This window comes from Blastocatellia bacterium (assembly GCA_025055075.1).
GTDB lineage: Bacteria > Acidobacteriota > Blastocatellia > HR10 > HR10 > HR10.
Map to the genome: position 1 here is coordinate 15,937 of JANWYV010000034.1, position 21,117 is coordinate 37,053.

The 21,117-nt window shown below is 62.7% G+C and carries 21 protein-coding genes and 1 pseudogene; 9 read left to right on the forward strand and 13 right to left on the reverse strand.

Annotation, left to right across the window (positions count from 1 at the left end):
* Position 1 precedes the first annotated feature (1 nt).
* From trpA to NZ746_08745, 7 genes are read right to left on the reverse strand one after another with little or no spacing between them, the layout of a single operon-like run.
* Positions 2-808: a tryptophan synthase subunit alpha gene (gene trpA, locus NZ746_08715; protein MCS6817449.1), complete on the reverse strand. Its 807-nt coding sequence runs from the start codon at positions 806-808 to the stop codon at positions 2-4.
* Positions 805-2,013, reverse strand: coding sequence for a tryptophan synthase subunit beta (trpB, locus tag NZ746_08720; protein ID MCS6817450.1), 1,209 nt, complete (start codon positions 2,011-2,013; stop codon positions 805-807). Before trpB ends, trpA begins: the two co-directional genes overlap by 4 nt.
* Positions 2,010-2,702, reverse strand: coding sequence for a phosphoribosylanthranilate isomerase (locus tag NZ746_08725; protein MCS6817451.1), 693 nt, complete (start codon positions 2,700-2,702; stop codon positions 2,010-2,012). The genes trpB and NZ746_08725 overlap by 4 nt, the downstream gene beginning before the upstream one ends.
* 3 nt (positions 2,703-2,705) lie before the next feature.
* Positions 2,706-3,530, reverse strand: a complete 825-nt coding sequence (gene trpC / locus NZ746_08730; protein ID MCS6817452.1) for an indole-3-glycerol phosphate synthase TrpC — start codon at positions 3,528-3,530, stop codon at positions 2,706-2,708.
* Positions 3,527-4,576 carry an anthranilate phosphoribosyltransferase gene (trpD, locus tag NZ746_08735; protein ID MCS6817453.1) on the reverse strand — a complete coding sequence of 350 codons (1,050 nt, stop codon included), beginning with the start codon at positions 4,574-4,576 and terminating at the stop codon, positions 3,527-3,529. Before trpD ends, trpC begins: the two co-directional genes overlap by 4 nt.
* Before the next feature lie 6 nt (positions 4,577-4,582).
* Positions 4,583-5,401, reverse strand: a complete 819-nt coding sequence (locus NZ746_08740; GenBank protein ID MCS6817454.1) for a hypothetical protein — start codon at positions 5,399-5,401, stop codon at positions 4,583-4,585.
* Complete coding sequence (locus NZ746_08745; protein MCS6817455.1) at positions 5,373-6,149, reverse strand: type III pantothenate kinase; 777 nt, start codon at positions 6,147-6,149, stop codon at positions 5,373-5,375. The genes NZ746_08740 and NZ746_08745 overlap by 29 nt, the downstream gene beginning before the upstream one ends.
* 156 nt (positions 6,150-6,305) lie before the next feature.
* Between NZ746_08745 and cysS the strand changes: the two genes are divergently transcribed.
* Together cysS and NZ746_08755 are read left to right on the forward strand one after the other, a co-directional pair.
* Positions 6,306-7,724: a cysteine--tRNA ligase gene (gene cysS / locus NZ746_08750; protein MCS6817456.1), complete on the forward strand. Its 1,419-nt coding sequence runs from the start codon at positions 6,306-6,308 to the stop codon at positions 7,722-7,724.
* 11 nt (positions 7,725-7,735) lie between these two features.
* A complete protein-coding gene (locus tag NZ746_08755; GenBank protein ID MCS6817457.1) occupies positions 7,736-8,782 on the forward strand; it encodes a glycosyltransferase family 2 protein in 1,047 nt (348 codons plus the stop codon).
* Positions 8,783-8,822: 40 nt separating this feature from the next.
* Here the strand turns inward: NZ746_08755 and NZ746_08760 are convergent, their stop codons facing one another.
* The 5 genes from NZ746_08760 to ruvX all read right to left on the reverse strand — a co-directional run bounded on the left by NZ746_08760 (position 8,823) and on the right by ruvX (position 13,707).
* Entirely contained in the window at positions 8,823-9,395 is a 573-nt protein-coding gene (locus NZ746_08760) for a CoA pyrophosphatase (GenBank protein ID MCS6817458.1), read from the reverse strand.
* Between the two features lie 39 nt (positions 9,396-9,434).
* Positions 9,435-10,493 (reverse strand): aspartate-semialdehyde dehydrogenase, encoded by a 1,059-nt coding sequence (gene asd, locus NZ746_08765; GenBank protein MCS6817459.1) that lies wholly within the window; start codon positions 10,491-10,493, stop codon positions 9,435-9,437.
* Positions 10,490-11,881: an aspartate kinase gene (locus tag NZ746_08770; GenBank protein MCS6817460.1), complete on the reverse strand. Its 1,392-nt coding sequence runs from the start codon at positions 11,879-11,881 to the stop codon at positions 10,490-10,492. Before NZ746_08770 ends, asd begins: the two co-directional genes overlap by 4 nt.
* A gap of 187 nt (positions 11,882-12,068) precedes the next feature.
* Entirely contained in the window at positions 12,069-13,244 is a 1,176-nt protein-coding gene (mltG, locus tag NZ746_08775) for an endolytic transglycosylase MltG (protein ID MCS6817461.1), read from the reverse strand.
* A 28-nt stretch (positions 13,245-13,272) separates the two neighbouring features.
* A complete protein-coding gene (ruvX, locus tag NZ746_08780; protein MCS6817462.1) occupies positions 13,273-13,707 on the reverse strand; it encodes a Holliday junction resolvase RuvX in 435 nt (144 codons plus the stop codon).
* A gap of 246 nt (positions 13,708-13,953) precedes the next feature.
* On the opposite strand from ruvX, the gene NZ746_08785 reads away from it, so the two are divergent.
* From NZ746_08785 to speY, 6 genes and pseudogenes are all read left to right on the forward strand, one after another.
* On the forward strand, positions 13,954-14,493 hold the full coding sequence (locus tag NZ746_08785) for a hypothetical protein (GenBank protein MCS6817463.1): 540 nt from the start codon (positions 13,954-13,956) through the stop codon (positions 14,491-14,493).
* 51 nt (positions 14,494-14,544) lie between these two features.
* Complete coding sequence (locus tag NZ746_08790; protein MCS6817464.1) at positions 14,545-15,942, forward strand: hemolysin family protein; 1,398 nt, start codon at positions 14,545-14,547, stop codon at positions 15,940-15,942.
* Between the two features lie 123 nt (positions 15,943-16,065).
* A complete protein-coding gene (locus NZ746_08795; GenBank protein ID MCS6817465.1) occupies positions 16,066-16,335 on the forward strand; it encodes a hypothetical protein in 270 nt (89 codons plus the stop codon).
* A gap of 18 nt (positions 16,336-16,353) precedes the next feature.
* Positions 16,354-16,812 (forward strand): annotated as a pseudogene (locus NZ746_08800) (DsbA family protein).
* A gap of 77 nt (positions 16,813-16,889) precedes the next feature.
* Positions 16,890-17,810 carry a PD-(D/E)XK nuclease family protein gene (locus NZ746_08805; GenBank protein ID MCS6817466.1) on the forward strand — a complete coding sequence of 307 codons (921 nt, stop codon included), beginning with the start codon at positions 16,890-16,892 and terminating at the stop codon, positions 17,808-17,810.
* A gap of 45 nt (positions 17,811-17,855) precedes the next feature.
* Complete coding sequence (gene speY / locus NZ746_08810) at positions 17,856-18,965, forward strand: deoxyhypusine synthase (protein MCS6817467.1); 1,110 nt, start codon at positions 17,856-17,858, stop codon at positions 18,963-18,965.
* 25 nt (positions 18,966-18,990) lie between these two features.
* Here speY and NZ746_08815 read toward each other — a convergent pair whose 3' ends face one another.
* Positions 18,991-20,166, reverse strand: a complete 1,176-nt coding sequence (locus tag NZ746_08815) for a threonine synthase (GenBank protein MCS6817468.1) — start codon at positions 20,164-20,166, stop codon at positions 18,991-18,993.
* A 122-nt stretch (positions 20,167-20,288) separates the two neighbouring features.
* Here NZ746_08815 and NZ746_08820 point away from each other — a divergent pair, with 122 nt between their 5' ends.
* The gene (locus NZ746_08820; GenBank protein ID MCS6817469.1) at positions 20,289-21,116 is read left to right on the forward strand and encodes a Cof-type HAD-IIB family hydrolase; all 828 of its coding nucleotides are present in this window, start codon (positions 20,289-20,291) and stop codon (positions 21,114-21,116) included.
* The last annotated feature ends 1 nt before the right edge of the window (position 21,117 follow it).

The window sequence follows — 21,117 nt, forward strand, 5'->3', positions numbered from 1 at the left end:
CTCAGTCGGGGATTTCTGCAGCTCCTGTCTTCAACCATTGGGCGAAACGGGCAATGCGCTCGACCAGATCGGGCGCTCCCGCGTGGCGCTCGATCTCCTGGACGAGCGCGCTGCCGACCACCGCGGCATCCGCATAGCGCCAACTCTCCCGCACGTGTTCCGGGTGAGAGATGCCGAAGCCGACGGCGATGGGGAGATCCGTATGGCGACGCACGCGTTCGACCGTCGGACGCATCGCTTCCGAGAGCTGCTCGCGCGTTCCCGTCACACCGGTGCGCGAGACAACGTAGATGAAGCCCGAGGACGAACGCGCGATCTCCGCGATGCGCTCGTCCGTGCTCGTCGGCGCGGCGAGGAAAATCGTCTCGATCCCATGCGCGCGCATCAGGCGTCGGAAGTCCTCGGCCTCTTCCGGGACGAGATCGGTGACGAGCACGCCGTCAAGACCCACGGCCGCCATCGTCTTCGCCAAGCGTTCGAGCCCGAATTGTAGGAGGGGATTGAGGTAGCTGAAAAGGACGATCGGGATATCCGACTGCCGACGGACGTCGGCGACGATGTCCAAACAGTCGCGAAGGCGTGTGCCCCGACGCAGCGCGCGCTCCGAGGCCCGTTGAATGACCGGCCCATCGGCGATGGGATCGGAGAAAGGAACGCCGAGTTCGATGACATCGGCGCCCGCGATCTCCAAGGCACGGATCAAGCGTGCCGTCGTCTCCAAATTCGGATCGCCGGCCGTCAGATACGGGATGAATCCCTTGCGTCCTGCTCGTCGCAAGGCTTCCAGTCGCTCTCGAATTCGACTCATGGTGATCCCGTTCCCCTGCGGTCGAGCGCATCGGCGACGGTTTGAACATCCTTATCGCCGCGACCGGAGAGGTTGACGACGAGGATCTGGTCGCGCCGCATTGTCGGCGCCAATCGGCAGACGTAAGCGAGCGCGTGCGCGCTCTCCAGAGCCGGGAGGATGCCTTCCAAGCGCGCGAGCAGTTGAAAAGCCTCGAGCGCTTCCTGATCGCTGACCCGGACGTACTCGATGCGCCCGCGGTCTCGCCAGTAGGCATGCTCTGGTCCGACAGCGGCGTAGTCCAATCCGGCGGCGATCGAATGCGTCAGAGCGATCTGCCCGTCATCATCCTGCAAGACGTAGGTGTACGTGCCGTGCAAAACGCCCGGCCGACCCCCGGCGAATCGCGCTGCGTGTTCACCGAGCGCGTGACCGCGGCCGCCTGCTTCCACACCGATCATCCGCACCTGCGGCTCGGCGAGGAAGTCGAAGAAGAGGCCCATGGCGTTGCTCCCTCCGCCGACGCAAGCGACGAGGACATCGGGGAGGCGTCCTTCGCGGGCGAGGATCTGCTGGCGCGTCTCGCGTCCGATGAGCGATTGGAAATCGCGCACGATCATGGGGTAGGGGTGTGGTCCGAGCACTGAGCCGAGCAGGTAATACGTCGTCTCGACGTACGTCACCCAATCGCGCAAGGCCTCGCTGATGGCGTCCTTGAGCGTGCGACTTCCGGCCTCCACGCCGCGCACTTCCGCTCCGAGTAGTTGCATGCGAAAGACGTTGAGCGCTTGGCGCCGCATGTCTTCCGTGCCCATGTAGATGACGCACTGCAGGCCGAGCAACGCGCACGCGGTCGCCGTCGCCACGCCGTGTTGCCCGGCTCCGGTTTCGGCGATGACCCGCGTCTTCCCCATGCGTTTGGCCAGAAGCGCTTGGCCGAGGGCATTGTTGATCTTATGGGCGCCCGTGTGGCAGAGATCTTCCCGCTTGAGATAGATCTTCGCGCCACCGAGATATTCCGTCAGCCGCCGGGCGAAGAAGAGCGGCGTCGGTCTCCCCACGTAGGCGTGAAGCAGCTCTTGCAGCTCGCGATGAAAATTCGGATCCTCGCGCGCTGCCATGTAGGCTTCGGTCAACTCCTGCAGCGGATGCATGAGCGTCTCCGGGACGAACCGTCCGCCATATGGACCGAAATGCCCTCGGCTGTCTGGAAGCGAGAGGCTCACGACAGTCCTCCTTCGAAAAGAATTGGGCCGTCCGCGTCCTCTCCGCGATTCGAGGATTCATGGACACCAACGGCTCTCGCCGCGGCGATGAACGCGCGCACCTTCTCCGGATCTTTCTTCCCGGGATGCGCCTCTACACCTGTGCACACGTCTACGGCATAGGGACGGGCACATCGAATCGCCTCGGCGACATTCTCCGGCGAGAGACCGCCGGCCAAGATCACTCGCGAGACGAACGACCTCGCGCGCCGCGCCAGCGTCCATTCGAAGCGTTGGCCCGTCCCCCCATATTCGCCGGCGCAGGCGGCATCGAGCAAGATGGCTTGAGCGGGATACGCGGCGACTTCGTGCGGGTGAAAATCGGGGCCGACGCGCACGGCCTTGATGACGCGCCAACGTTGGGCGACTTGCTGACAAAAGGCGGGCGGCTCATCTCCGTGCAGTTGCACGACGGCCAGGCGCACTTCCGAGACAACGTGCGCCATCTTCTCGAGGTCATATTCGTTCACGAAAACGCCGACCGGCGTGACGAATGGCGGCAACCACTCGATGATCGCTTGCGCTCGATCGGGAGTGATGAAGCGCGGACTCTTCGGATAGAAGATGAACCCGAGGGCATCGGCGCCCGCTTCGACGGCGACCAGCGCATCGTCCACATTTGTGATGCCGCAGATCTTCACTCGCACCATGCCTTATCCTGCCGCTCGATCCGATCCTCCGAGCAAAGCGCGAAGAGCTTTGCCCGGATGCGCCGCACGCATCAGATGCTCGCCGATCAAAAAGGCGCGATACCCCACGCGGCGTAATGCCTCCAATTCCTGATGTGTGCTCAAGCCGCTCTCGCTGACCAGCACAACGTCCCGCGGGGCATGTTTGGCCAGCTCGAAAGAGACGGTGCAGTCCACGGCGAAGGTTCGCAGATTGCGATTATTCACGCCGATCAAGCGCGCGCCGGCCGCAAGCGCTTCCTCGAATTCGGCGAGATTGTGGACTTCGACGAGCGCATCCAGCCCCAGGTCCTCAGCGAGTTGGAGCAAATCCCGAAGCTGCGTCGCGTCAAGCAATGCCGCGATCAGGAGCACGGCGTCGGCGCCCGCCGCGGCCGCTTCGTAGACCTGGTAAGGATCGAAGAGGAAATCCTTGCGCAGAAGGGGCACGCTGACAGCGTGTCGGATCATGCGGAGATGTTCGAGCGCGCCCTGGAAGTGATCCTCCTCGGTCAGGACCGAGATCGCCGCTGCCCCGTTTCGCTCGTATTCGCGAGCGAGAGCGATCGGATCGAAGTCCTCTCGCAACACGCCGCGGGAGGGAGAGGCGCGCTTCACCTCCGCGATGATGTTGAGGCGATCTGGCCGAGCGCATGCTTGGAGGAGCGACGGTCGCGCGTTCGGGCACGCCGCCGCTTCCGCTTGCAGTTCGACGAGAGGCTTCTTTCGCTTCGCCGCCTTGAGGCGCTCGACCTTGCGAGCGACGATTTCCTCGAGAAGGTCGCGCATCGCCGTCTCTCGTTCTCTCATGAACGCGCGTCCTCCCTCTCTTCGGCCGACGAGGGCTCGTTCGTCAGAGCGATCAAAGCACGCAGCTTCTCCCATGCGGCGCCTGTGGCGATGGCTTCCGCTGCCATCGCCATCCCCTCGCGCAACGTGCGCGCATGGCCGCTCACGTGAAGACCGGCGGCGGCATTCAGGAGCACGAGATCGCGCGCCGTATCGCGTCGGTCTCCGGTGAGGACATCGCGGATCGTGGCCGCGCTCTCTTCCGGCGACAGCGCGCTCAGGTCGTTGAGATCGCGCAGCGCGAGCCCCACCTCGTGCGGATCGAGGAGGAAGCGTCGGATCTGCCCATCGCGCACTTCCACGACATGCGTCGGTCCAGAGAGAGTGATTTCGTCCATTCCGTCGCTCCCATGAACAATCCACACGTGTTCGGCTCCGAGCTGTTGCGCGGCGCGCGCGAGTTTCTCCATGCCCTGCGGATCGGATACGCCGATGAGCTGACGGCGCACCCCGGCGGGATTGGTGAGCGGTCCGAGCAGGTTGAAGATCGTTCGGATTCCGAGCTGACGTCGCACCTGCGCCACGCGCGCGGTGGCCCGATGGAATCGCGGTGCCAACATGAAACAGAGGCTGATCTCATCTAAGCACCGTTGGACGATCGCCAGTGGCGGATCAATGCGCACGCCGAGGGCCGCGAGAACGTCCGCGCTTCCCGTTCGACTGCTAGCGGCCCGATTCCCATGTTTGGCGACGGGTGCACCCGCAGCGGCGATCACAATGGCTGCCGCCGTCGAGACATTGAAGAGCTTACGACGACTTCCCCCTGTGCCCGCCGTGTCCACGAGATCCGGACGTTCGGATCGAAGGCGCAATGCGTGCGCGCGCATGGTTTCGGCGAATCCGACCAACTCTTCCACCGCCTCGCCTTTCATCGCGAGCGCGGTGAGCACAGCGGCGATAAAAGCCTCGCCGGTCGTCTCAGCGAGCAGTTCTTCGAGCAGCGCGGCCGCTTCCTCGCGTGTCAGATCCTCGCGCCGAAGGAGTTTCTCAAGCAGCGGATGTCCCATAGTCGTTCAAAGATAGAAGAGGCTGAGGCGCGGCAAGCCGTACTGCTCGCGCAGGCGCTTGGCGACGTAGTTGCGAAGCGTTTGCTCATACAGGTCCGGTGGCATGCGCTTCTTGTATTCCCGGAGTTGGCGTTCGCCCTCGGTCTGGACCTCCGACACGCGCTCTTCCGACAAGCTCGACAAGAGCGCTTCATAGAGGATCTGCTCCAGCCGCACCAACTCTCGCTCCAAAGCCTCGAAGTCCACCTCTTGTGCCGCACGCACGTCGTCGAGGAGGGCCTCAAGCCGCCCGATCACTCGCCCAATGGCCTCGCGCAAGGGCGCCATTTCGGGGTCGCAATGCCCTTGAGCTAAGCGTTCGAGATCCGCTCGACCGCGCTCCAGATAGTCGAGGACCATCTCGCGGGAGAACGGCGGTGGCGACGCGGGGGTGCCATCGGATTCTTCGCGCGCGCCAATGCGCGAGTGCCGATACTCCTCAAAGCAGGCCATTACCTCTTGTTGGCAATAAAGGATCGAGTTGATGCGCCGAGCTCGAGGCCGCGCCTCATACGCGTCGAAAACGCGATCCACGGCGCGTAAGACCACATGCAGCGGGATCCCCATGTCCTTCCATGTCTCGATCATCGCCCAATCGAGGGTGGAGAGCAGGAGATGTTTCCCCCGCCGTCGCGCGAAGTGCTCTTCGACCTCGGTGAAATAGTTGAAATAGTTCACGACGAAGTCATCAGCGGGGCGCGAGCGCTCCCCCTGCCCTGAAGATCGCTCGAGGAACGCTCGCTCTTCGCTCACTGCATCAGGCTTGAAGCTGTTGAACTCGCTCATAGATGATCCGCAAGCCATCGAGCGTGAGATTATCATCGAGCGTTTGGATGTAGGCCGACGCACGCCCGATCAAGTGCGACAATCCGCCGGTCGCGACGACGCGCGTCTCCGGCCCCAGCTCTTCGAGCATGCGGGCGAGGATGCCATCTACAAGGCCAATGTAGCCGAAGTAGAGCCCCGATTGGATACTGGCGACTGTCGAACGACCGATGACCGCGCTCGGCCGTCGAATGTCCACGCGGGGCAATTTCGCCGTTCGCTCAAAGAGCGCTTCGGCCGAAATGGTGATGCCCGGTGCGATAGCGCCGCCCAGGTATTCGCCCCGTTGGGAGATGGCGTCGAAGGTCGTCGCCGTTCCGAAGTCCACGACGATGCACGGTCCGCCGTATTTGGCATACGCCGCCACAGCATCGGCGATGCGATCCGCCCCCACCTCGTGCGGGTTCTCATAGAGAATGGGCATGCCCGTCGGCGTGCGCCAGTCCACGAAGAGGGGATCCAGATGAAAGTACGTTTGCGCCATCTTCCGCAGCGCGAAATCGAGCGGAGGGACGACCGACGCGATCACAATGGCGTGCACAGCGGAGAATTCCAGTTTCTCCAGCGTGAAGAGCGTGCGGCAGAGGATCCCCAGCTCGTCCACCGTCCGCTCGCGCTGCGTCGTCAGGCGCCAGACGACGACGAGCCGTTCGCCCTCGTACACGCCGAGGGCCATGTTCGTATTGCCCACGTCTATGACCAGCAGCATATGTCCTCGCGCGCCTCCCCGTGAGGATCAAGCTACACAATTAAGCCATTCGCGTGGCGAGAAGTCAATCGTCGCCGGGCGCCTCTTCGCCTATCGCCGCGTTGACAGTGTAGGGGAAGCAGGGGTATTTTTCTGATTTCGGAGCGCGCGCTCGAGATGCTGCGCTTGCGGAACACGCTGTCAGGAGAGTTGGAGGTCTTCACCCCCCTCGATGGGGAGACGGCCCGCATGTATAGCTGTGGCCTCACGGTCTACGACTACGGCCACATCGGAAATTTTCGGACCTTCGTCTCGGTGGACATCCTGCGGCGCTACTTGAAGTACAAGGGGTATCGCGTCCTCCACGTCATGAACTTCACCGACGTGGATGACAAAACCATTCGGCGCGCACAAGCAGAGGGGGTGAGTTTGCGCGAGCTGACCGATCGCTACATCGCCGCCTTCCTCGACGATATGCGGACGCTCAATCTGGAGACGCCCGAAGTCATGCCTCGCGCGACCGAGCACATTCCGGAGATGGTGGCCCTGGTGAAGCGCCTGCAAGAGCGAGGGTATACGTACCGAAGCGATGGTTCGATCTATTTTCGGATCGCGGCGTTCCCGGAATACGGGAAGCTTGCCAAGATTCGACCCGATCAAGTCAAGCCCGGCGCGCGCGTGGATGTGGACGAATACGAGAAAGCCGATGTGCGCGATTTCGTGTTGTGGAAAGCGCCGAAGGAGCCGGACGAACCGCGATGGGAGACGGAATTAGGCCCGGGCCGACCCGGCTGGCATCTGGAGTGCTCGGCCATGTCCATGAAGTATTTGGGCGAGACCTTCGACATCCACTGCGGGGGCGTGGACCTCATCTTCCCGCATCATGAGAACGAGATCGCGCAGAGCGAGGCGGCGACGGGGAAGCCCTTCGTCCGATATTGGGTGCATACGGAGTTCCTCTTGGTCGAGGGAGAGAAGATGGCGAAGTCGCGGGGGAACTTCTACACCTTGCGCGATCTGCTGGCGCGCGGCTTCGATCCGATGGCCATTCGTTACGCGCTGCTGTCGGTCCCCTATCGCACGCCGCTCAATTTCACCTTCGAGGGGGTGCGAGCTGCTGAAGCGACGCTGGCGAATCTGCGCGATTTCCTCTGGCGCGTGCGCGAAGCGCGCTGCGAGCCGGGATCGAATCCCACGATGGCTGACGCTCTGCGACGCGCGGCCCACGAGTTCGAGGCGGCGATGGACCAGGATCTGAACACGGCGCAAGCGCTCGGTGCGCTCCATACGCTCGTCGGCGAGGTGACCCTCGCGTTGGCCCAAGGGATTCTCCGCGAGGACGATCGGCAGCAACTTCTCGAGTGGATACGCCGCGTGGATCAAGTCCTCGGCGTTCTCGGCGAGATCGAACCCGAGCCGCTTGATCCCGAGCTGCGCGCGCTCATCGAGGAACGAGCGCGCGCCCGCGAGCGCCGCGATTACGCCCGCGCCGACGAGATTCGGCGGATCCTCTACGAGCGGGGCATCATCCTGGAGGACACGCGCTCGGGCACGCTCTGGCGGCGCCGACGCGATCTGCCGAAGGACTCTTCGTGAGGAGCGAGAAGATGACGCCCGTCCGTCGCGAATATCCTTCGGCCACGCGAGAGCCTCTGACGCCCACCTACTCCATCGTCATCCCGCTCTACAACGAAGCGGAGAACGTCGAGCCACTTCATCGAGAGTTGCGGCCAGTGCTGGAGCAGCTCGGCGAACCGTACGAGGTGATCTTCGTGGACGATGGGAGCCGTGATGAGACGTACGCCGTCCTCTTGGCGCTCTATCACGAAGATCCGAACGTGCACCTCCTGCGCCTGAGTCGAAACTTCGGGCAGACGGCGGCTTTGGCGGCCGGCTTCGATTTCGCTCGCGGGGAGATCATCATCGCGATGGATGGTGATCTGCACCATGATCCGCAGGACATCCCGCGACTCCTGGAGAAGCTGCGGGAGGGATACGATATTGTGAGCGGATGGCGGAAGGATCGCCCCGAGGATTTCCTCACGCGGCGTCTTCCCTCGCGCGTCGCTAATTGGATCATGGCGCGCCTTTCGGGCGTGCCCCTTCGAGATTTCGGCTCGACGTTCAAGGCGTATCGGCGAGAGGTCATCAAGAACATTCGCCTCTACGGCGAACTCCATCGCTTCATCCCCGCACTGGCGAGTCTCGTGGGCGCGCGGATCACGGAGATCCCCGTGCGCGCTCGTCCCCGCTATCGCGGCCAGTCCAAATATGGCCTCTCGCGGACGATCCGCGTGCTGTTGGATTTCATCACGATCAAATTCCTGCTCAGCTACATGACGCGTCCGCTGCACTTTTTCGGACCGGTGGGGCTTCTCGCGCTGACGAGCGGCGTGCTCATCGGGAGCTACCTGACGTTGAAGAAGCTCCTCTACGGCATCAGCCTCTTACAACAACATGGTCCGCTGCTCCTGCTCACGCTGCTGCTCGTCATCACGGGCGTGCAATTGATCTCGATCGGGTTGATCGGCGAGATCATCATGCGCACGTATTATGAATCGCAACGGAAGCCGATCTACACGATCCGCGAGATTCGCTCTCGGCGAACGACGGAGGCGCGTGCTTCAGCTTCCCAGGGAGACGAGTGCCGTTGATCTTCACCAGCATTCCATCGTCCGAGGGCGACAGAAGCCGTCACTCCCACAACGCAAGCAGTTGGGTGAGGATGCGTTCCGTCATCCCCCAAATCGGGCCGTGAGGCGATGGATATGCCGGCCAGGTGCGCCATTTTCCTTCGACGAACTTCTCCACGCGCGCGGAACGTCCCTGGTGTTTGAGCACGCGGAGCGAGATCCAAAATGCGCGCTCGACTTCTGGGCCGATCGTCACCTTCACATCCGGTCGCACAAGGATCACAAGCGGCGTCACGCGAATGGGGGGCAGTTGAGGGTTGCTCGGTGAGAGGGGCGTCAACTGGCCCAAGAGTTCACCCTCCCGCTCCAGATCAATGCCGACCTCCTCATGCGTCTCGCGTACGGCCGTTTCCCAGAGCGTGCGATCTTCGGGATCGCGGCGGCCTCCTGGCAGCGCGATGTGTCCGGACCATGGATCGCGTGCATCCTCAACGCGCTTGATGAGCAACACTTCCCAATCCTCGCCGGTCTCTCGCAGAAGGAGGGCGACAGCTGCCTGAAGGGGCCAGTCTTCGGCCTCTTCACCAGAAGAGGCCAAAGCCGCGAGCTTCTCGCGAAGCTTCTCGATCCGCATGACTCCATTATACCGTAGGTGGGCCCATGCCCACCTCGGTCATGAGAGCCATCCCTGAGCGACGAGCAATTCCGCGTTGAGCACAGCAGCTCCAGCAGCTCCACGGATCGTGTTGTGTCCGAGGATGACCATCTTGTATTCGAGGATCGGGCAGGGACGAATGCGCCCGACGACCGAGGCCATACCGCGTTCGACGTCGCGATCGAGACGTGGCTGCGGCCGATCCACTTCTTCGCGCACGACGATCGGACGGGCCGGAGCCGTCGGGAGGTTGAGGTGTTGTGGGACGGATGTGAAGGAAGCGAGGGCTTCGATGATCTCCTCCCGCGTCGGCGTACGCTCGAAAGCGAGCGAGACGCATTCCAGATGCCCATCGAGCGTCGGCACGCGATTGCACTGCGCGCTGATGCGAAGGGGAGCGAACTCGAACGCCTCATCACCCCATCGGCCGAGCAGCTTTCGCGTCTCCGTCTCCAGCTTCTCCTCCTCGTCCTTGATGAACGGGATGACGTTGTCCACGATGTCGAGCGATGTGACGCCCGGATACCCAGCGCCCGAGAGCGCTTGCAACGTCGTGACCATGACCTGCCGCAGGCCGAAGCGGTCCATGAGGGGTTTGAGGACGAGCGTCAGATGAGTCGTCGAACAATTGGGGTTGGTCACGATGAAACCGCGCTCCCACCCGCGCCGTCGGCGCTGATAGACCAGCGCTTGCGTGTGTTCGGGATTGACTTCGGGGATGAGAAGCGGGACATCTGGTTCGAGCCGATGAGCACTCGCATTGCTGCAAACGATGTATCCGGCTCGCGCGAATTCCGGCTCCACGCGCGCCGCGACATCGGCGGGCAACGCCGAGAAGACGAGCCGACACGCGAGCGGAGGCGTGCATTCCTTCACGACGAGCCGTCGCACCCGCTCGGGAATCGGCGACGGCAAGAGCCAGTGCACGACATCCTCATATCGCGCTCCGATCGAACGATCCGATGCCGCCACCTCCGTCACTTCAAACCAAGGGTGATGCTCCAGAAGCGCGATCAAGCGTTGTCCGACGACGCCGGTCGCCCCGAGGATGCCGACGGGAATCTTTTCCGCGCTCATTGGATGAACTCCCTGTGGATGGCGCGAACGGCCGATGCACGATCGCGCTCGCTGACGACGAAGGAGATATTGCGTTCGGATGACCCTTGCGCAATGGCGATGATGTTGATGCCTTCGCGCCCGAGGGCGGAGAACAAGCGCCCGGCCACACCGGGCGTGCCCCGCATCCCTTCGCCGACCGCGGCCACGATGGCGACGCCGTTCTGCTTCTCGATCTGGTTGATGTCGCCCTGCCGGCGTTCGCGAGCGAACTCCTCTTCTAAGGCGCGCCGCACGCGCTCGGCATCCTTCTGCTGAACGACGAAGCAGATGCTCTGTTGCGACGACGCTTGGCTGATGAGCAGAACGTTGATGCCTTCGCGCGCGAGCGTGTCGAAGACGCGCGCCGTGATCTCGGGCACGCCGAGCATGCCCGCTCCCTCGACCGTCACCAGAGTGAGCGGACCGATCGAGGTGATGGCTTTGACGATGGGATTGCTCGGGATCGTGCGCGGCACGACGCGCGTTCCCGGAAACGCGGGATTGAACGTGTTCTTGATGAGGAGGGGGATGCCGCGTTCGATGGCCGGGAAGACCGTCTTGGGATGCACGACCTTGGCGCCGAAATAGGCCAGCTCCGCCACCTCGCGATAGGACAGTTCGGTCAATGATCGTCCTTCGGGAACGATCTTAGGATCGGCCGTCATGATTCCGTCCACGTCGGTGTAGATCCAAATCTCTCGTGCGCCGACGGCCGCGCCGATGAGCGCTGCGGAATAGTCCGATCCCCCCCGGCCGAGCGTCGTCGGGATCCCCTCCCGCGTGCTGCTCAAAAATCCGGTGATGACAGGGATGACCCCGCGCTTCACAAGGGGGAGGATCGCGCGCCGGCACTTCCGATAGGTGAGGTCTTTGAGCGGAGTCGCCGCACCGAACCGATCATCGGTGATGATGAAGCGCTGGGCATTGAGCGCCTTGGCCCTCACGCCGCGCTCGCTCAAGACGCCAGCGAGGATCTCCACGAGCAACCGCTCGCCGAAGGAGACGACGGCATCCAGTGCGCGCGGCGTCGCCTCTCCGAGAAAGCTCATGCCCGTGAGGATGCGCGTGAGTTCTTCAGTGAACCGGTCCGTCAGCGCGAGCAATCGCGCGCGCGTTTTCGCCTCGGTGATCGCCGCCGAGATCGCCTGCGCGTGCCGATCATGAAACGCGCGCAACTTCTTCGGCATCTCGTGATCGCGTCGCGCGGCAGCGCTGTATGCCGCCGCCAGCAGCAAATCCGTGATCCCCGCCATCGCCGAGACGACGACAATAGGGCGCCGCTTCCGATGCGCGGCGACGATCTCCGCGACCCGTCGCAAATTCTCCGCTCCTTCGACGGAGGTCCCGCCGAACTTCATCACGATCATCGTCCGCTTCCCTCCACGCGCGACCACTCGAAGGTGAAGAAAGCGACATTGTATCAGCCGGGAGAGGGCATGTAAACCTTCACGCGAGGCGGGCCGAATGCGCGGTCCCTCGAACGGACGAGAGCGACCTCTCGCGACGGTCATCTCGCACGCCAGTCCAAGAAGTGAGCTTCTGCATCAAGCCCCGTCAAGGGGAAAGACGGGCGGAGCGAGCTTGCGCTCGGCGATAGAGGACGACGTTAGCCTGGTGTTCGGCAAAGGTGCGGGCGAATCGGTGCGCGCCATCCTGACGCGTGCCGTCTACGACGAAGTAGAGATAATCGGTCTGCGCCGGATAGAGAGCGGCTCGAAGTGATTCACGTCCGGGCGAGGCGATAGGGCCGGGCGGCAGGCCCGGATAGAGATACGTGTTGTAGGGCGAGCGTCGCGCCAGATCCGAACGATGGATCGTCCCGTCATCTTCGCCTTGGAGGAGTGCGGCATAGAGAACCGTCGGATCGCATTCGAGTCGCATCCCGCGCCGCAACCGGTTGTGAAAGACGGAGGAGATGATGGGGCGTTCTTCGGGAAGCTTCGCCTCTTCCTCAATGAGGGAAGCTAAGGTGACGATCTCTCGAACAGTGAAGCCCAGTTGCCGGGCGCGCGCTCGATCTTCTTCGGTGAAGACCTCGCGGAATCGGCGAACCATGCGCGCGATCAGATCGCGCGCCGAGGTAGAGGGTGCGTAGGCATAGGTGTCGGGGAAGAGATAGCCCTCGAGCGAATCGGCCTGAGGATCGAGATCGCGAATGAGGCTCACGTCCTCGGTGAATTCTAGAGCGCGCTCGGCATCGGGAATCGGGAGCCGGCGCACGAGTTCGGCGATCTCGAAGCGATTGAGCCCTTCGGGGATGGTGATCTTCTCCGTGACGACTTCGCCCCGCACGAGTCGGCGGATCACTTCGAGCGGCGAGATCGGGGAGGGGAAGCGATAATCGCCAGCTTTCAAGCGCGCCCCATGACCGGTGAGCGTCAAATACGCGAGAACGGGAAGGGGGTGAGCGAGCAGACCGTGTTCCTGAAGCATTCGCACGATACGACGGGCGTCAGTTCCGGGCGCGATGGTGATCACACGCGAGGCCGCGACGTGCTCTCGAGGGATCACGAGCGTGAGGAGGGAGGCGCCGAACGCCCCGAGCGTGAGCGCGAGGGCGAGCCCGAGCGCGCGGCGTCGCCATCGGCGAGAGGGATCGCGCCGTCGCCGAACGCGAGGCACGTGTTGGTGGCCCATCACGGGAAACAGCGCGCGCTGTGGTCGGCGTCGAAAGATTCGGCGTATCCTCTCAGTGAGAGCACGCAGCGTGTGGCGAAACGCGATCATCATCGGAGACCCTCCGTCGGGGCGATGCCGCTCACGGCCAATCCCACGGACGATCGGGATGCGCGCGCAAGGCCGCGAGGAAATCCTGCAGGATCACGCACGCGGCCACTTGATCCACTCGTTCGGGCGTAGGACGCTCGCCTCGCTCGCGCAACAGCGCCTCCGCTTCGATCGAGGTGAGGCGTTCATCCCATAAGGAGATGGGCACACCCGCGAGCGCGCGCAGACGACGCGCCAGCTTCTCAGCCCGTCGAGCAGCGGGACCAACCGTGCCGTCCATATTGAGTGGCCATCCGACGACAATCCCTTGCACCTGATGCGCACGGGCGACTTCGGCAATGGCGCGCGCATCGCGCTCCACGCCGCGCGCGACCAACGTCACAAGGGGGCGCACGCTGATCCCCAGCTCATCGCACAGCGCCAGCCCAATGCGTCGTGTCCCCGGATCAACGGCCAAGATACGCATGGCGCATCTTCAGTATAGGGATGCTCGAGTGGGGGCGTCAAACCCCTCTGCCTGAGGACCTCGGCAAAGTCGGCGCCTCGGCTTGACGCGATGGCTTTGTCGGTGCTACATTTAACCCCGCCAGCGATGAGATCAGGTGCACCATGAGCGTATGAGTGGGATACGCGAGCAAGATCAAGTTTTTCGTACCGCGGGAGATCCTTCTTGTATCCCATCACCAATCTTTCTGCCAGCAAGGAGGTAGTCGTGGATTTCAAAGTCGGGCAAAAGGTCGTCTATCCAAACCATGGGTTGGGCGTCATCGAAGCGATTTGTGTGCAAGAACTCTGCACGGGGCAGACGTGCGAAGTCTATCAGCTCCGACTGATCGCGACGAACTCCATCGTCATGGTGCCGACGGCCAATGCGCGCGAAGTGGGCTTGCGTCCGCCCATCACGCCTGATGGCTGTCATCGCCTGCTGCAGATTCTGGCCGAGGATTTCGAGGATCCCCCGATGGATTGGAAGGGGCGGTATAAAGACTTCACCGAGCGCATGCGGACGGGCGATCCCTTCGAGATCGCCTACGTGCTGAAGACGCTCGTTTATTTGAACACGATCAAGCCGCTTTCGTTTCGGGAGAAGCGCCTTCTGGAAAAGGCGCGGTATTTGATCGTCTCGGAAGTGGCGGAATCGCTGCGGCGCTCGGTGGGGCAGGTGGATCCGCTGATTGATCAGGCCTTGGAGCGGGCGTGTCTGAAGCATCAGAATGGGCGGGCATCGCGCGCCTTCGCTGCGAGGACGTGACCGCGCACGAAGGGCGTCGTCGAATGGGGGGATGGGTGATGACGTGAGATGATGGATGACTCAAGTGTCATAGCGGGATTCTTTCGCCTCGGACTCATTGTCTTTTTGGTTCTAGCCAATGGGTTTTTCGTCGCGTCGGAATTCGCCCTGGTGGCCGTGCGACGTTCGTGGGTGGAGACGCAAGCGGCCAAGGGCGATCGGCGGGCGCGCGTGTTGTTGCCCCTGCTGGATCATCTGGACGATTATATCGCGGCCACGCAATTGGGCATCACGATCGCAAGCTTGGCGCTCGGGTGGTTGGGCGAGCCCATTTTAGCGCGCATGATCGCCGCGTTGCTGGAGCGCCTGACGATGGGATTGCCCGCGGATGTCTTGGGGCGCGTGGGAGCGCCTTCGGCGTGGCTCGGCCCGGTAGCCGTACATTCGATAGCGATCGCGCTGGCCTTCGCCATCATCACGTTCTTACACGTCGTCGCGGGAGAGTTGGCGCCGAAGACCTTGGCCTTGGAACGCGCCCCGCAAGTCGCGCTGCGCATCGCTCGACCAATGGCGGTGTTCTATCGTCTTTTCTTCCCCTTCGTGCGGTTGCTCAACCGTTCGGGATTGGGGCTCGTTCGACTGCTTCGTATTCCCCCTTCGCGCGGGCATGGGGGGATGTACGCCGAGGAGATCCAGCATCTGATCAATCTCAGTCGCGAGCAGGGATTGCTGGAGGCCGAGGAGCATCAACTCATCAGCAACGTCTTCAACTTCACGACGACGACGGCGCGCGAGGCGATGCGGCCGCGTGCGGATATGGTGGCCATTGAGGCCTCTCTGTCGTTCGAGGAGATCCTGCGCGTCTTTGAGAAGACGGGGTATTCGCGCCTGCCGGTTTATCGCGGAGAGTTGGATAACATCATCGGGATCTTGCATGGGAAAGATCTCTTGCGTTACCTTCGCCAGCCCGAACGCTTTCGCTTGGAGGCGGTGTTGCATCGGCCGCTCTTTGTGCCGGACACCGCCCCTCTGGATGAGGTCTTGCGCCAGATGCGGCAGCGGAAGAGCCATCTCGCTCTCGTCGTGGACGAATATGGAGCGATCGAGGGCCTCATCACCCTGGAGGACGTGCTTGAGGAATTGGTCGGAGAGATCGCCGATGAACATGATCTGGAGGAGGAGCGGATTCGCATCAGGCCAGATGGGACCATCCTTGTGGAGGGAAGCGTCACGGTGCGGGAAGTGAATCGGCGGTTGCATCTGAGCGTCCCCGAGTCGGACGAGTACACGACGCTCGCCGGATTTGTGATGACGCGACTGGGGAAACTGCCCTTGCCGGGAGATCGGGTGGTACACAATGGCGTGGCGTTCATCGTGGAGAAGGTCGAGGGACGGCGGCTCACGCAGCTTCGCTTGGAGTCGGTCGCCTCGGACGCCGCGCGGGGGAACGCGTCCTCCGATCGGTCTTGACGAGCGCCGAGAAGCTTTCCTATACTGAGCGCGCCTCGCCTTCACAAACATTCCCACCGCCGGGGGCCTTCGGGAGATTTCGGGCATCCTGGGGGCTCCCCTTTCGAGCACGAGGAGACGGAGATGAGCAAAAAGGAGATACCGCCATTGGGGAATCCATATGCGCTCCCGCTTTCAATTCTGCTCGCGGGCGCCATGATCGCCGGGGCGATCCTCTACACGCAATGGCCGAGACGCTCGCCCACAGGTAACGCGCCGCCGACGGCCACGGCACCGGCGCCCACGGCATCGCCAACCGAACCGCGCGAAGTGATGGTGAACATCGCTGAGGCCCCGCGTCAGGGACGTCCGACGGCGCGTCTGACGCTCGTTGAGTTCTCGGATTATCAGTGACCATTTTGCGCGCGGCACGTCCGGGAGACGTGGCCACAGATCGAGCGGGAATACGTGCGTACGGGAAAGGTGCAGTACGTCTTCAAGGATTTTCCGCTGGAGTCGATTCATCCACAGGCGTTCCGCGCTGCCGAAGCCGCGCATTGCGCGGGTGAGCAAGGGAAATTCTGGGAGATGCACGGTCGGCTCTTCGCGGACCAAGCGGCGCTCAGCGCCGGCGATTTTCGGCGTCTCGCCGAAGGATTGCGCTTGGACCTGTCGCGGTTTCAAGCGTGTCTGGAGAGTGGCCGATATGCCGCGCGCATTCGTCGCGACCTGGCCGAGGGGAGTCGCATCGGCGTTACCGGAACGCCCACGTTCCTCCTGGGTTTCACGCCCCCGAGCGGCTCCACGATGCGCGTCGTGAAGATCATACGCGGGGCGAAGAGCTTCTCGGAGTTTCAGCAGGCCATTGAGGAACTCCTCGCCGCACAGTGATGGGATTTCGGGTAGGCGAGGGCGACGCCCAGAGGGCTGGCATCGCGTCGCAACGCGCCGTTACACTTTGAAGGCGTATGGCGGAGATCACGAATGAATTCGCCTGGTCCGTATCTCGGCATCGGGCCTTTCATGACTGCCTCCGCATGTACTATCTCGCGCACTATGCCTTCTGGGGAGGATGGGAGTGGGGAGCGAGCGAGTTGGCGAGGAAATGCTACCGATTCACGAAGATGAAGAACCTCGACATGTGGGCCGGTGAGGTCGTGCATGCGGTGATCGAATGGACGCTGCGACGGTTATGGGAGCGAAAGCCGGTGACGGAGCAGGACCTGCGCGCACGCGCCATATCGCGCTTGCGCGAGGGATGGAAGGAATCGAAGGGCCGGCAGTGGGAACAGGATCCGAAACGGCGTCTGAATCTCTTCGAGCATTATTATGGGATCGAAGTGCCGCCGGAGCGAACCGAGGAGATCAAGGGGCGCGTGCTCCGCTGTCTGGAGAACTTTTGGGCTTCGGAGGTCTTCGCGTTCATTCGTTCGGTAGATCGCGGGGCGTGGAAGGCGATCGAGAGGATCGGGACGTTTCATCTGAACGGCGTGAAAGTGTGGGTCAAGATCGACTTCGCCTTGGCGCATCAGGAGAAGCTCTACGTCTACGACTGGAAATCGGGGCAAGAGGATGCGGAGGATCTTCAGCAGCTCACGTGCTATGCGCTCTACGCCATGGAGCGGTGGGCGATCCCGCACGATCGAATTCGGATCGTCCCGGTCTATCTGCAGGATGGGACCTTCCGGGAGCACACCTTGCGGCCGGAGGAGGTCATCGAAGCGAAGGAAGAGATTCTGCAGAGTATCGCGCGCATGCGGGCGCGGCTTGTGGACCCGGAGCGGAATCTGGCTCGCCCGGAGGATTTTCCGATGACGACCGAGACGTGGCGATGTCAGCGATGCTTTTTCCAAGAGATCTGCTACGGAGGGAGGTACACCGGGACGTGATCCGAGACCGACAGCAAGGAGATGGCGATCCGTGGGAGGGAAGCGATGAAGAAGACGCACTACTTGCGCGGACGCGCGATTGATCCTCGGCCGATCACGGCGACGACGACGATCGTGGAGTTGGTGGAGGAACATTTCCTCGCGTACAACGCCGGACGATTGCATGAGGCTTGTCGGCTCTTCGTTGAGAAGATGTTGGAGGAGAATGTGACCGTCGGCATGAGCCTGACGGGCGCGCTCACACCAGCCGGGCTCGGCATGTCCGCGATCGTCCCGCTCATCGAGCACGGATTCGTGGATTGGATCGTCTCTACGGGCGCCAATCTCTATCATGACACTCACTTCGCCATCGGCCTCACGATGCATCGCGGGACGCCTCACGCCAATGACGTCGAGTTACGGCGGCATGGGATCGTGCGCATCTACGACATCTTCTTCGACTACGACGTCCTGCTCTCGACCGATCGGTTCTACTACGAGATCATCTCGCAGCCGGAGTTTCAGCGGGAGATGGGGACGGCCGAGTTCCATTATCGCGTCGGCCGATATGTGTATGAGCGCGAGCGGATTCTGGGACGTGGGACGAAATCCATCCTCTCGGCGGCGTATCAGTACGGCGTGCCCATTTACACGCCGGCGCCCGGGGACAGCTCGATCGGCATGAATGTGGCGGCGAAGGCGCTTTTGGGGAACCACTTGAAATTCGACGTCGCGCGCGACGTGAACGAGACGGCGGCCATCGTGCTCGGGGCTAAGCGCGATTATCCGGATGGCAAGAGCGCCGTCCTCATCCTCGGTGGCGGATCGCCGAAGAATTTCCTGCTGCAAACGGAGCCGCAGCTTCAGGAGGTGTTGGGGATTCAGGAGCGAGGGCACGACTATTTCTTGCAGATCACCGACGCGCGACCCGATACAGGAGGGCTTTCCGGAGCCACGCCCTCGGAGGCGGTGAGTTGGGGCAAGGTGGATCCTGACCGATTGCCCGATGCCGTCACCGTCTATTTGGATACGACGGTCGCCCTCCCGATCCTCACGGCTTATGCGCTGGCGAAGCATCCGCCGCGGCGGCCTAAGCGCCTCTACGATCGTCGCGAGGAATTGCTCGCGCGGCTGCGGCGAGAGTACGAGAGGGCGCGAGAACGGGGAGATTTCTGAACCTTGGAGCGCTCATCGGGCGATCTCACGAGGAAGTCGGCGCCTCCCACAGGTCGAGATACTTCAGGCCGGAACCCGTATTGAAGAGCACAATGCGTTCGTCCGGGCGGATCGCGCCCTGTGCGAGCAATTTCTTCAAAGCCGGGAGGCATGCCGCTCCTTCCGGACAGGCGAAGAGGCCTTCCACGCGAGCCAATTCATGCATCGCCTCTCGAATCTCTCCATCTTCGACCGCGATGGCGCCACCCCCGCTGCGGCGGAGGATGTCGAGGATGAGGAAATCGCCGAGCGCGCGAGGGACGCGCAGTCCGGAAGCGATCGTGTGCGCGTCATGGACTTCTTCAGCTTCGCTCTTCCCCTCGAGGAACGCGCGCACGATGGGCGCGCAGCCGCTCGCCTGGACAGCGAAAAAGCGCGGTCGCTTGGCGCCGATCCATCCGAGCGCCTCCATCTCCTGGAAGGCCTTCCACATCCCGATCAGGCCCGTTCCCCCGCCAGTCGGATAGAGGAGGACATCCGGCACCTCTCCCTCCATCTGCTCCACCAGCTCGTAAGCCATCGTCTTCTTCCCTTCGACGCGATAAGGTTCCTTGAGCGTCGAGACGTCGAAGTATCCGTGCTTGGCCTTCTCTTCGGCGAGGCGTCGCGCGCAATCCGTAATGAGGCCATCTACGAGGACGACGCACGCACCATAGGCTTCGGCCTCTCGACGATTCGCCACGGGCGCGTCGCGGGGCATGAAGACATAAGCGTCCAAACCTGCGCGGGCCGCATAAGCGGCGAGTGCACCGGCCGCATTCCCAGCGCTAGGGACGGCGAGGCGCTTCAGGCCGAGCTGTCGCGCCATGGAGACGGCCACAGCCATACCGCGCGCTTTGAACGTACCCGTCGGATTCGCCGATTCATCTTTGATGAAGAGCGCGCGAACGCCCACCCGAGCGGCCAAGCGCGGGCATGCCAGAAGTGGCGTGAATCCTTCGCCGAGGGAGACGATCGCCGTTTCATCGTCTACGGGGAGAACTTCGCGATATCGCCAGAGCGTCGGCGCGCGATGCGCCAATGCCGAACGCGTGAGCGTGCGCGCCGCTCGCTCCAGATCGTATTGCACTAGTAGCGGTTTGCCACACTCGCAAAGTTGATAGACGCGCCCCGGCAGATACGAGCGCCGGCATTTCGAACACACAAGAGCCGTCACGTTCATACGAACGTGACCGTAGCACAACTCGCGCGCTGAGGAAAGGGGCGAGATCGAGTCATCGCGAGGACGATCCTTGACGGGAGAGAAGAGACGCGAGTACGTTTTCTCTGGCGATGTTGCGGCTTGTGGCCATTGACATAGATGGGACGCTGCTCACTTCCGCGCACGTGATCTCGCCCGTGACGCGAGCGACGATTCGCGCCGTTCTCGATCGGGGCGTACGCGTGGTGCTGGTCACAGGACGGAGTTTCCCTCAAGCGCGTCCGTTCGCCGAGGAACTGGGCGTGACGACACCGCTCATCCTGCACAACGGAGCGCTTGTGAAGGAGGTGACGGGGCGAGTCTTCGATGCGCGCCTCTTGGATCGGGAGACGGCGCGCGAGGTCATCCTTCGGGCTCGCGCTCATGATATGGACCTCATCGTCTTCGACGATCCTGTAGGAGAGGGACGCGCCGTCGTCGAACCGATCGCGCCGGAGAACGAGCGAATGCGACGATATCTGAGCCGATGGCGGCGGCCAGCCGAAGTGGTGCCGGATCTGTGGCGATATGCCGATCACGCCGTGCTCGCGCTGACGACCGTGGACCGATGGGAGAAAGCCTCTCGGTTCGCCGACGCGATCGAGCGCGAATTCGGCGGGCGCGTGCGCGTCTGGCGGACTGAGTATCCACGGCGCGACGTGGCACTGGTGGATGTCGTCTCGCCCGAATGTTCAAAAGCAGCGGCGCTCGATCGCCTCGCGCGCCATTGGGGGATCGTCCCCTCGGAGATCATGGTCCTCGGAGATAATCGAAACGATCTGGAGATGCTCGCCTACGCCGGGCTCGCCGTCGTGATGGGAAATGCCGAGGAAGAATTGAAGCAGCTCGGCTACTATGTGACGGGGACGAATGATGAGGATGGTGTGGCGCAGGCCCTCCGGCGATTCATTCTCGGCGAAGAGACCACGTGAG

What these genes read in the sequence shown, in the direction of transcription:
- trpA (MCS6817449.1), bottom strand. Translation starts at nt 808, where the DNA reads ATGAGTCGAATTCGAGAGCGACTGGAAGCCTTGCGACGAGCAGGACGC.
- NZ746_08725 (MCS6817451.1), bottom strand. Translation starts at nt 2,702, where the DNA reads ATGGTGCGAGTGAAGATCTGCGGCATCACAAATGTGGACGATGCGCTG.
- trpC (MCS6817452.1), bottom strand. Translation starts at nt 3,530, where the DNA reads ATGAGAGAACGAGAGACGGCGATGCGCGACCTTCTCGAGGAAATCGTC.
- trpD (MCS6817453.1), bottom strand. Translation starts at nt 4,576, where the DNA reads ATGGGACATCCGCTGCTTGAGAAACTCCTTCGGCGCGAGGATCTGACA.
- NZ746_08740 (MCS6817454.1), bottom strand. Translation starts at nt 5,401, where the DNA reads ATGAGCGAGTTCAACAGCTTCAAGCCTGATGCAGTGAGCGAAGAGCGA.
- NZ746_08745 (MCS6817455.1), bottom strand. Translation starts at nt 6,149, where the DNA reads ATGCTGCTGGTCATAGACGTGGGCAATACGAACATGGCCCTCGGCGTG.
- cysS (MCS6817456.1), top strand. Translation starts at nt 6,306, where the DNA reads ATGCTGCGCTTGCGGAACACGCTGTCAGGAGAGTTGGAGGTCTTCACC.
- NZ746_08755 (MCS6817457.1), top strand. Translation starts at nt 7,736, where the DNA reads ATGACGCCCGTCCGTCGCGAATATCCTTCGGCCACGCGAGAGCCTCTG.
- NZ746_08760 (MCS6817458.1), bottom strand. Translation starts at nt 9,395, where the DNA reads ATGCGGATCGAGAAGCTTCGCGAGAAGCTCGCGGCTTTGGCCTCTTCT.
- asd (MCS6817459.1), bottom strand. Translation starts at nt 10,493, where the DNA reads ATGAGCGCGGAAAAGATTCCCGTCGGCATCCTCGGGGCGACCGGCGTC.
- NZ746_08770 (MCS6817460.1), bottom strand. Translation starts at nt 11,881, where the DNA reads ATGATCGTGATGAAGTTCGGCGGGACCTCCGTCGAAGGAGCGGAGAAT.
- mltG (MCS6817461.1), bottom strand. Translation starts at nt 13,244, where the DNA reads ATGATGATCGCGTTTCGCCACACGCTGCGTGCTCTCACTGAGAGGATA.
- ruvX (MCS6817462.1), bottom strand. Translation starts at nt 13,707, where the DNA reads ATGCGTATCTTGGCCGTTGATCCGGGGACACGACGCATTGGGCTGGCG.
- NZ746_08790 (MCS6817464.1), top strand. Translation starts at nt 14,545, where the DNA reads ATGGATGACTCAAGTGTCATAGCGGGATTCTTTCGCCTCGGACTCATT.
- NZ746_08795 (MCS6817465.1), top strand. Translation starts at nt 16,066, where the DNA reads ATGAGCAAAAAGGAGATACCGCCATTGGGGAATCCATATGCGCTCCCG.
- NZ746_08805 (MCS6817466.1), top strand. Translation starts at nt 16,890, where the DNA reads ATGGCGGAGATCACGAATGAATTCGCCTGGTCCGTATCTCGGCATCGG.
- speY (MCS6817467.1), top strand. Translation starts at nt 17,856, where the DNA reads ATGAAGAAGACGCACTACTTGCGCGGACGCGCGATTGATCCTCGGCCG.
- NZ746_08815 (MCS6817468.1), bottom strand. Translation starts at nt 20,166, where the DNA reads ATGAACGTGACGGCTCTTGTGTGTTCGAAATGCCGGCGCTCGTATCTG.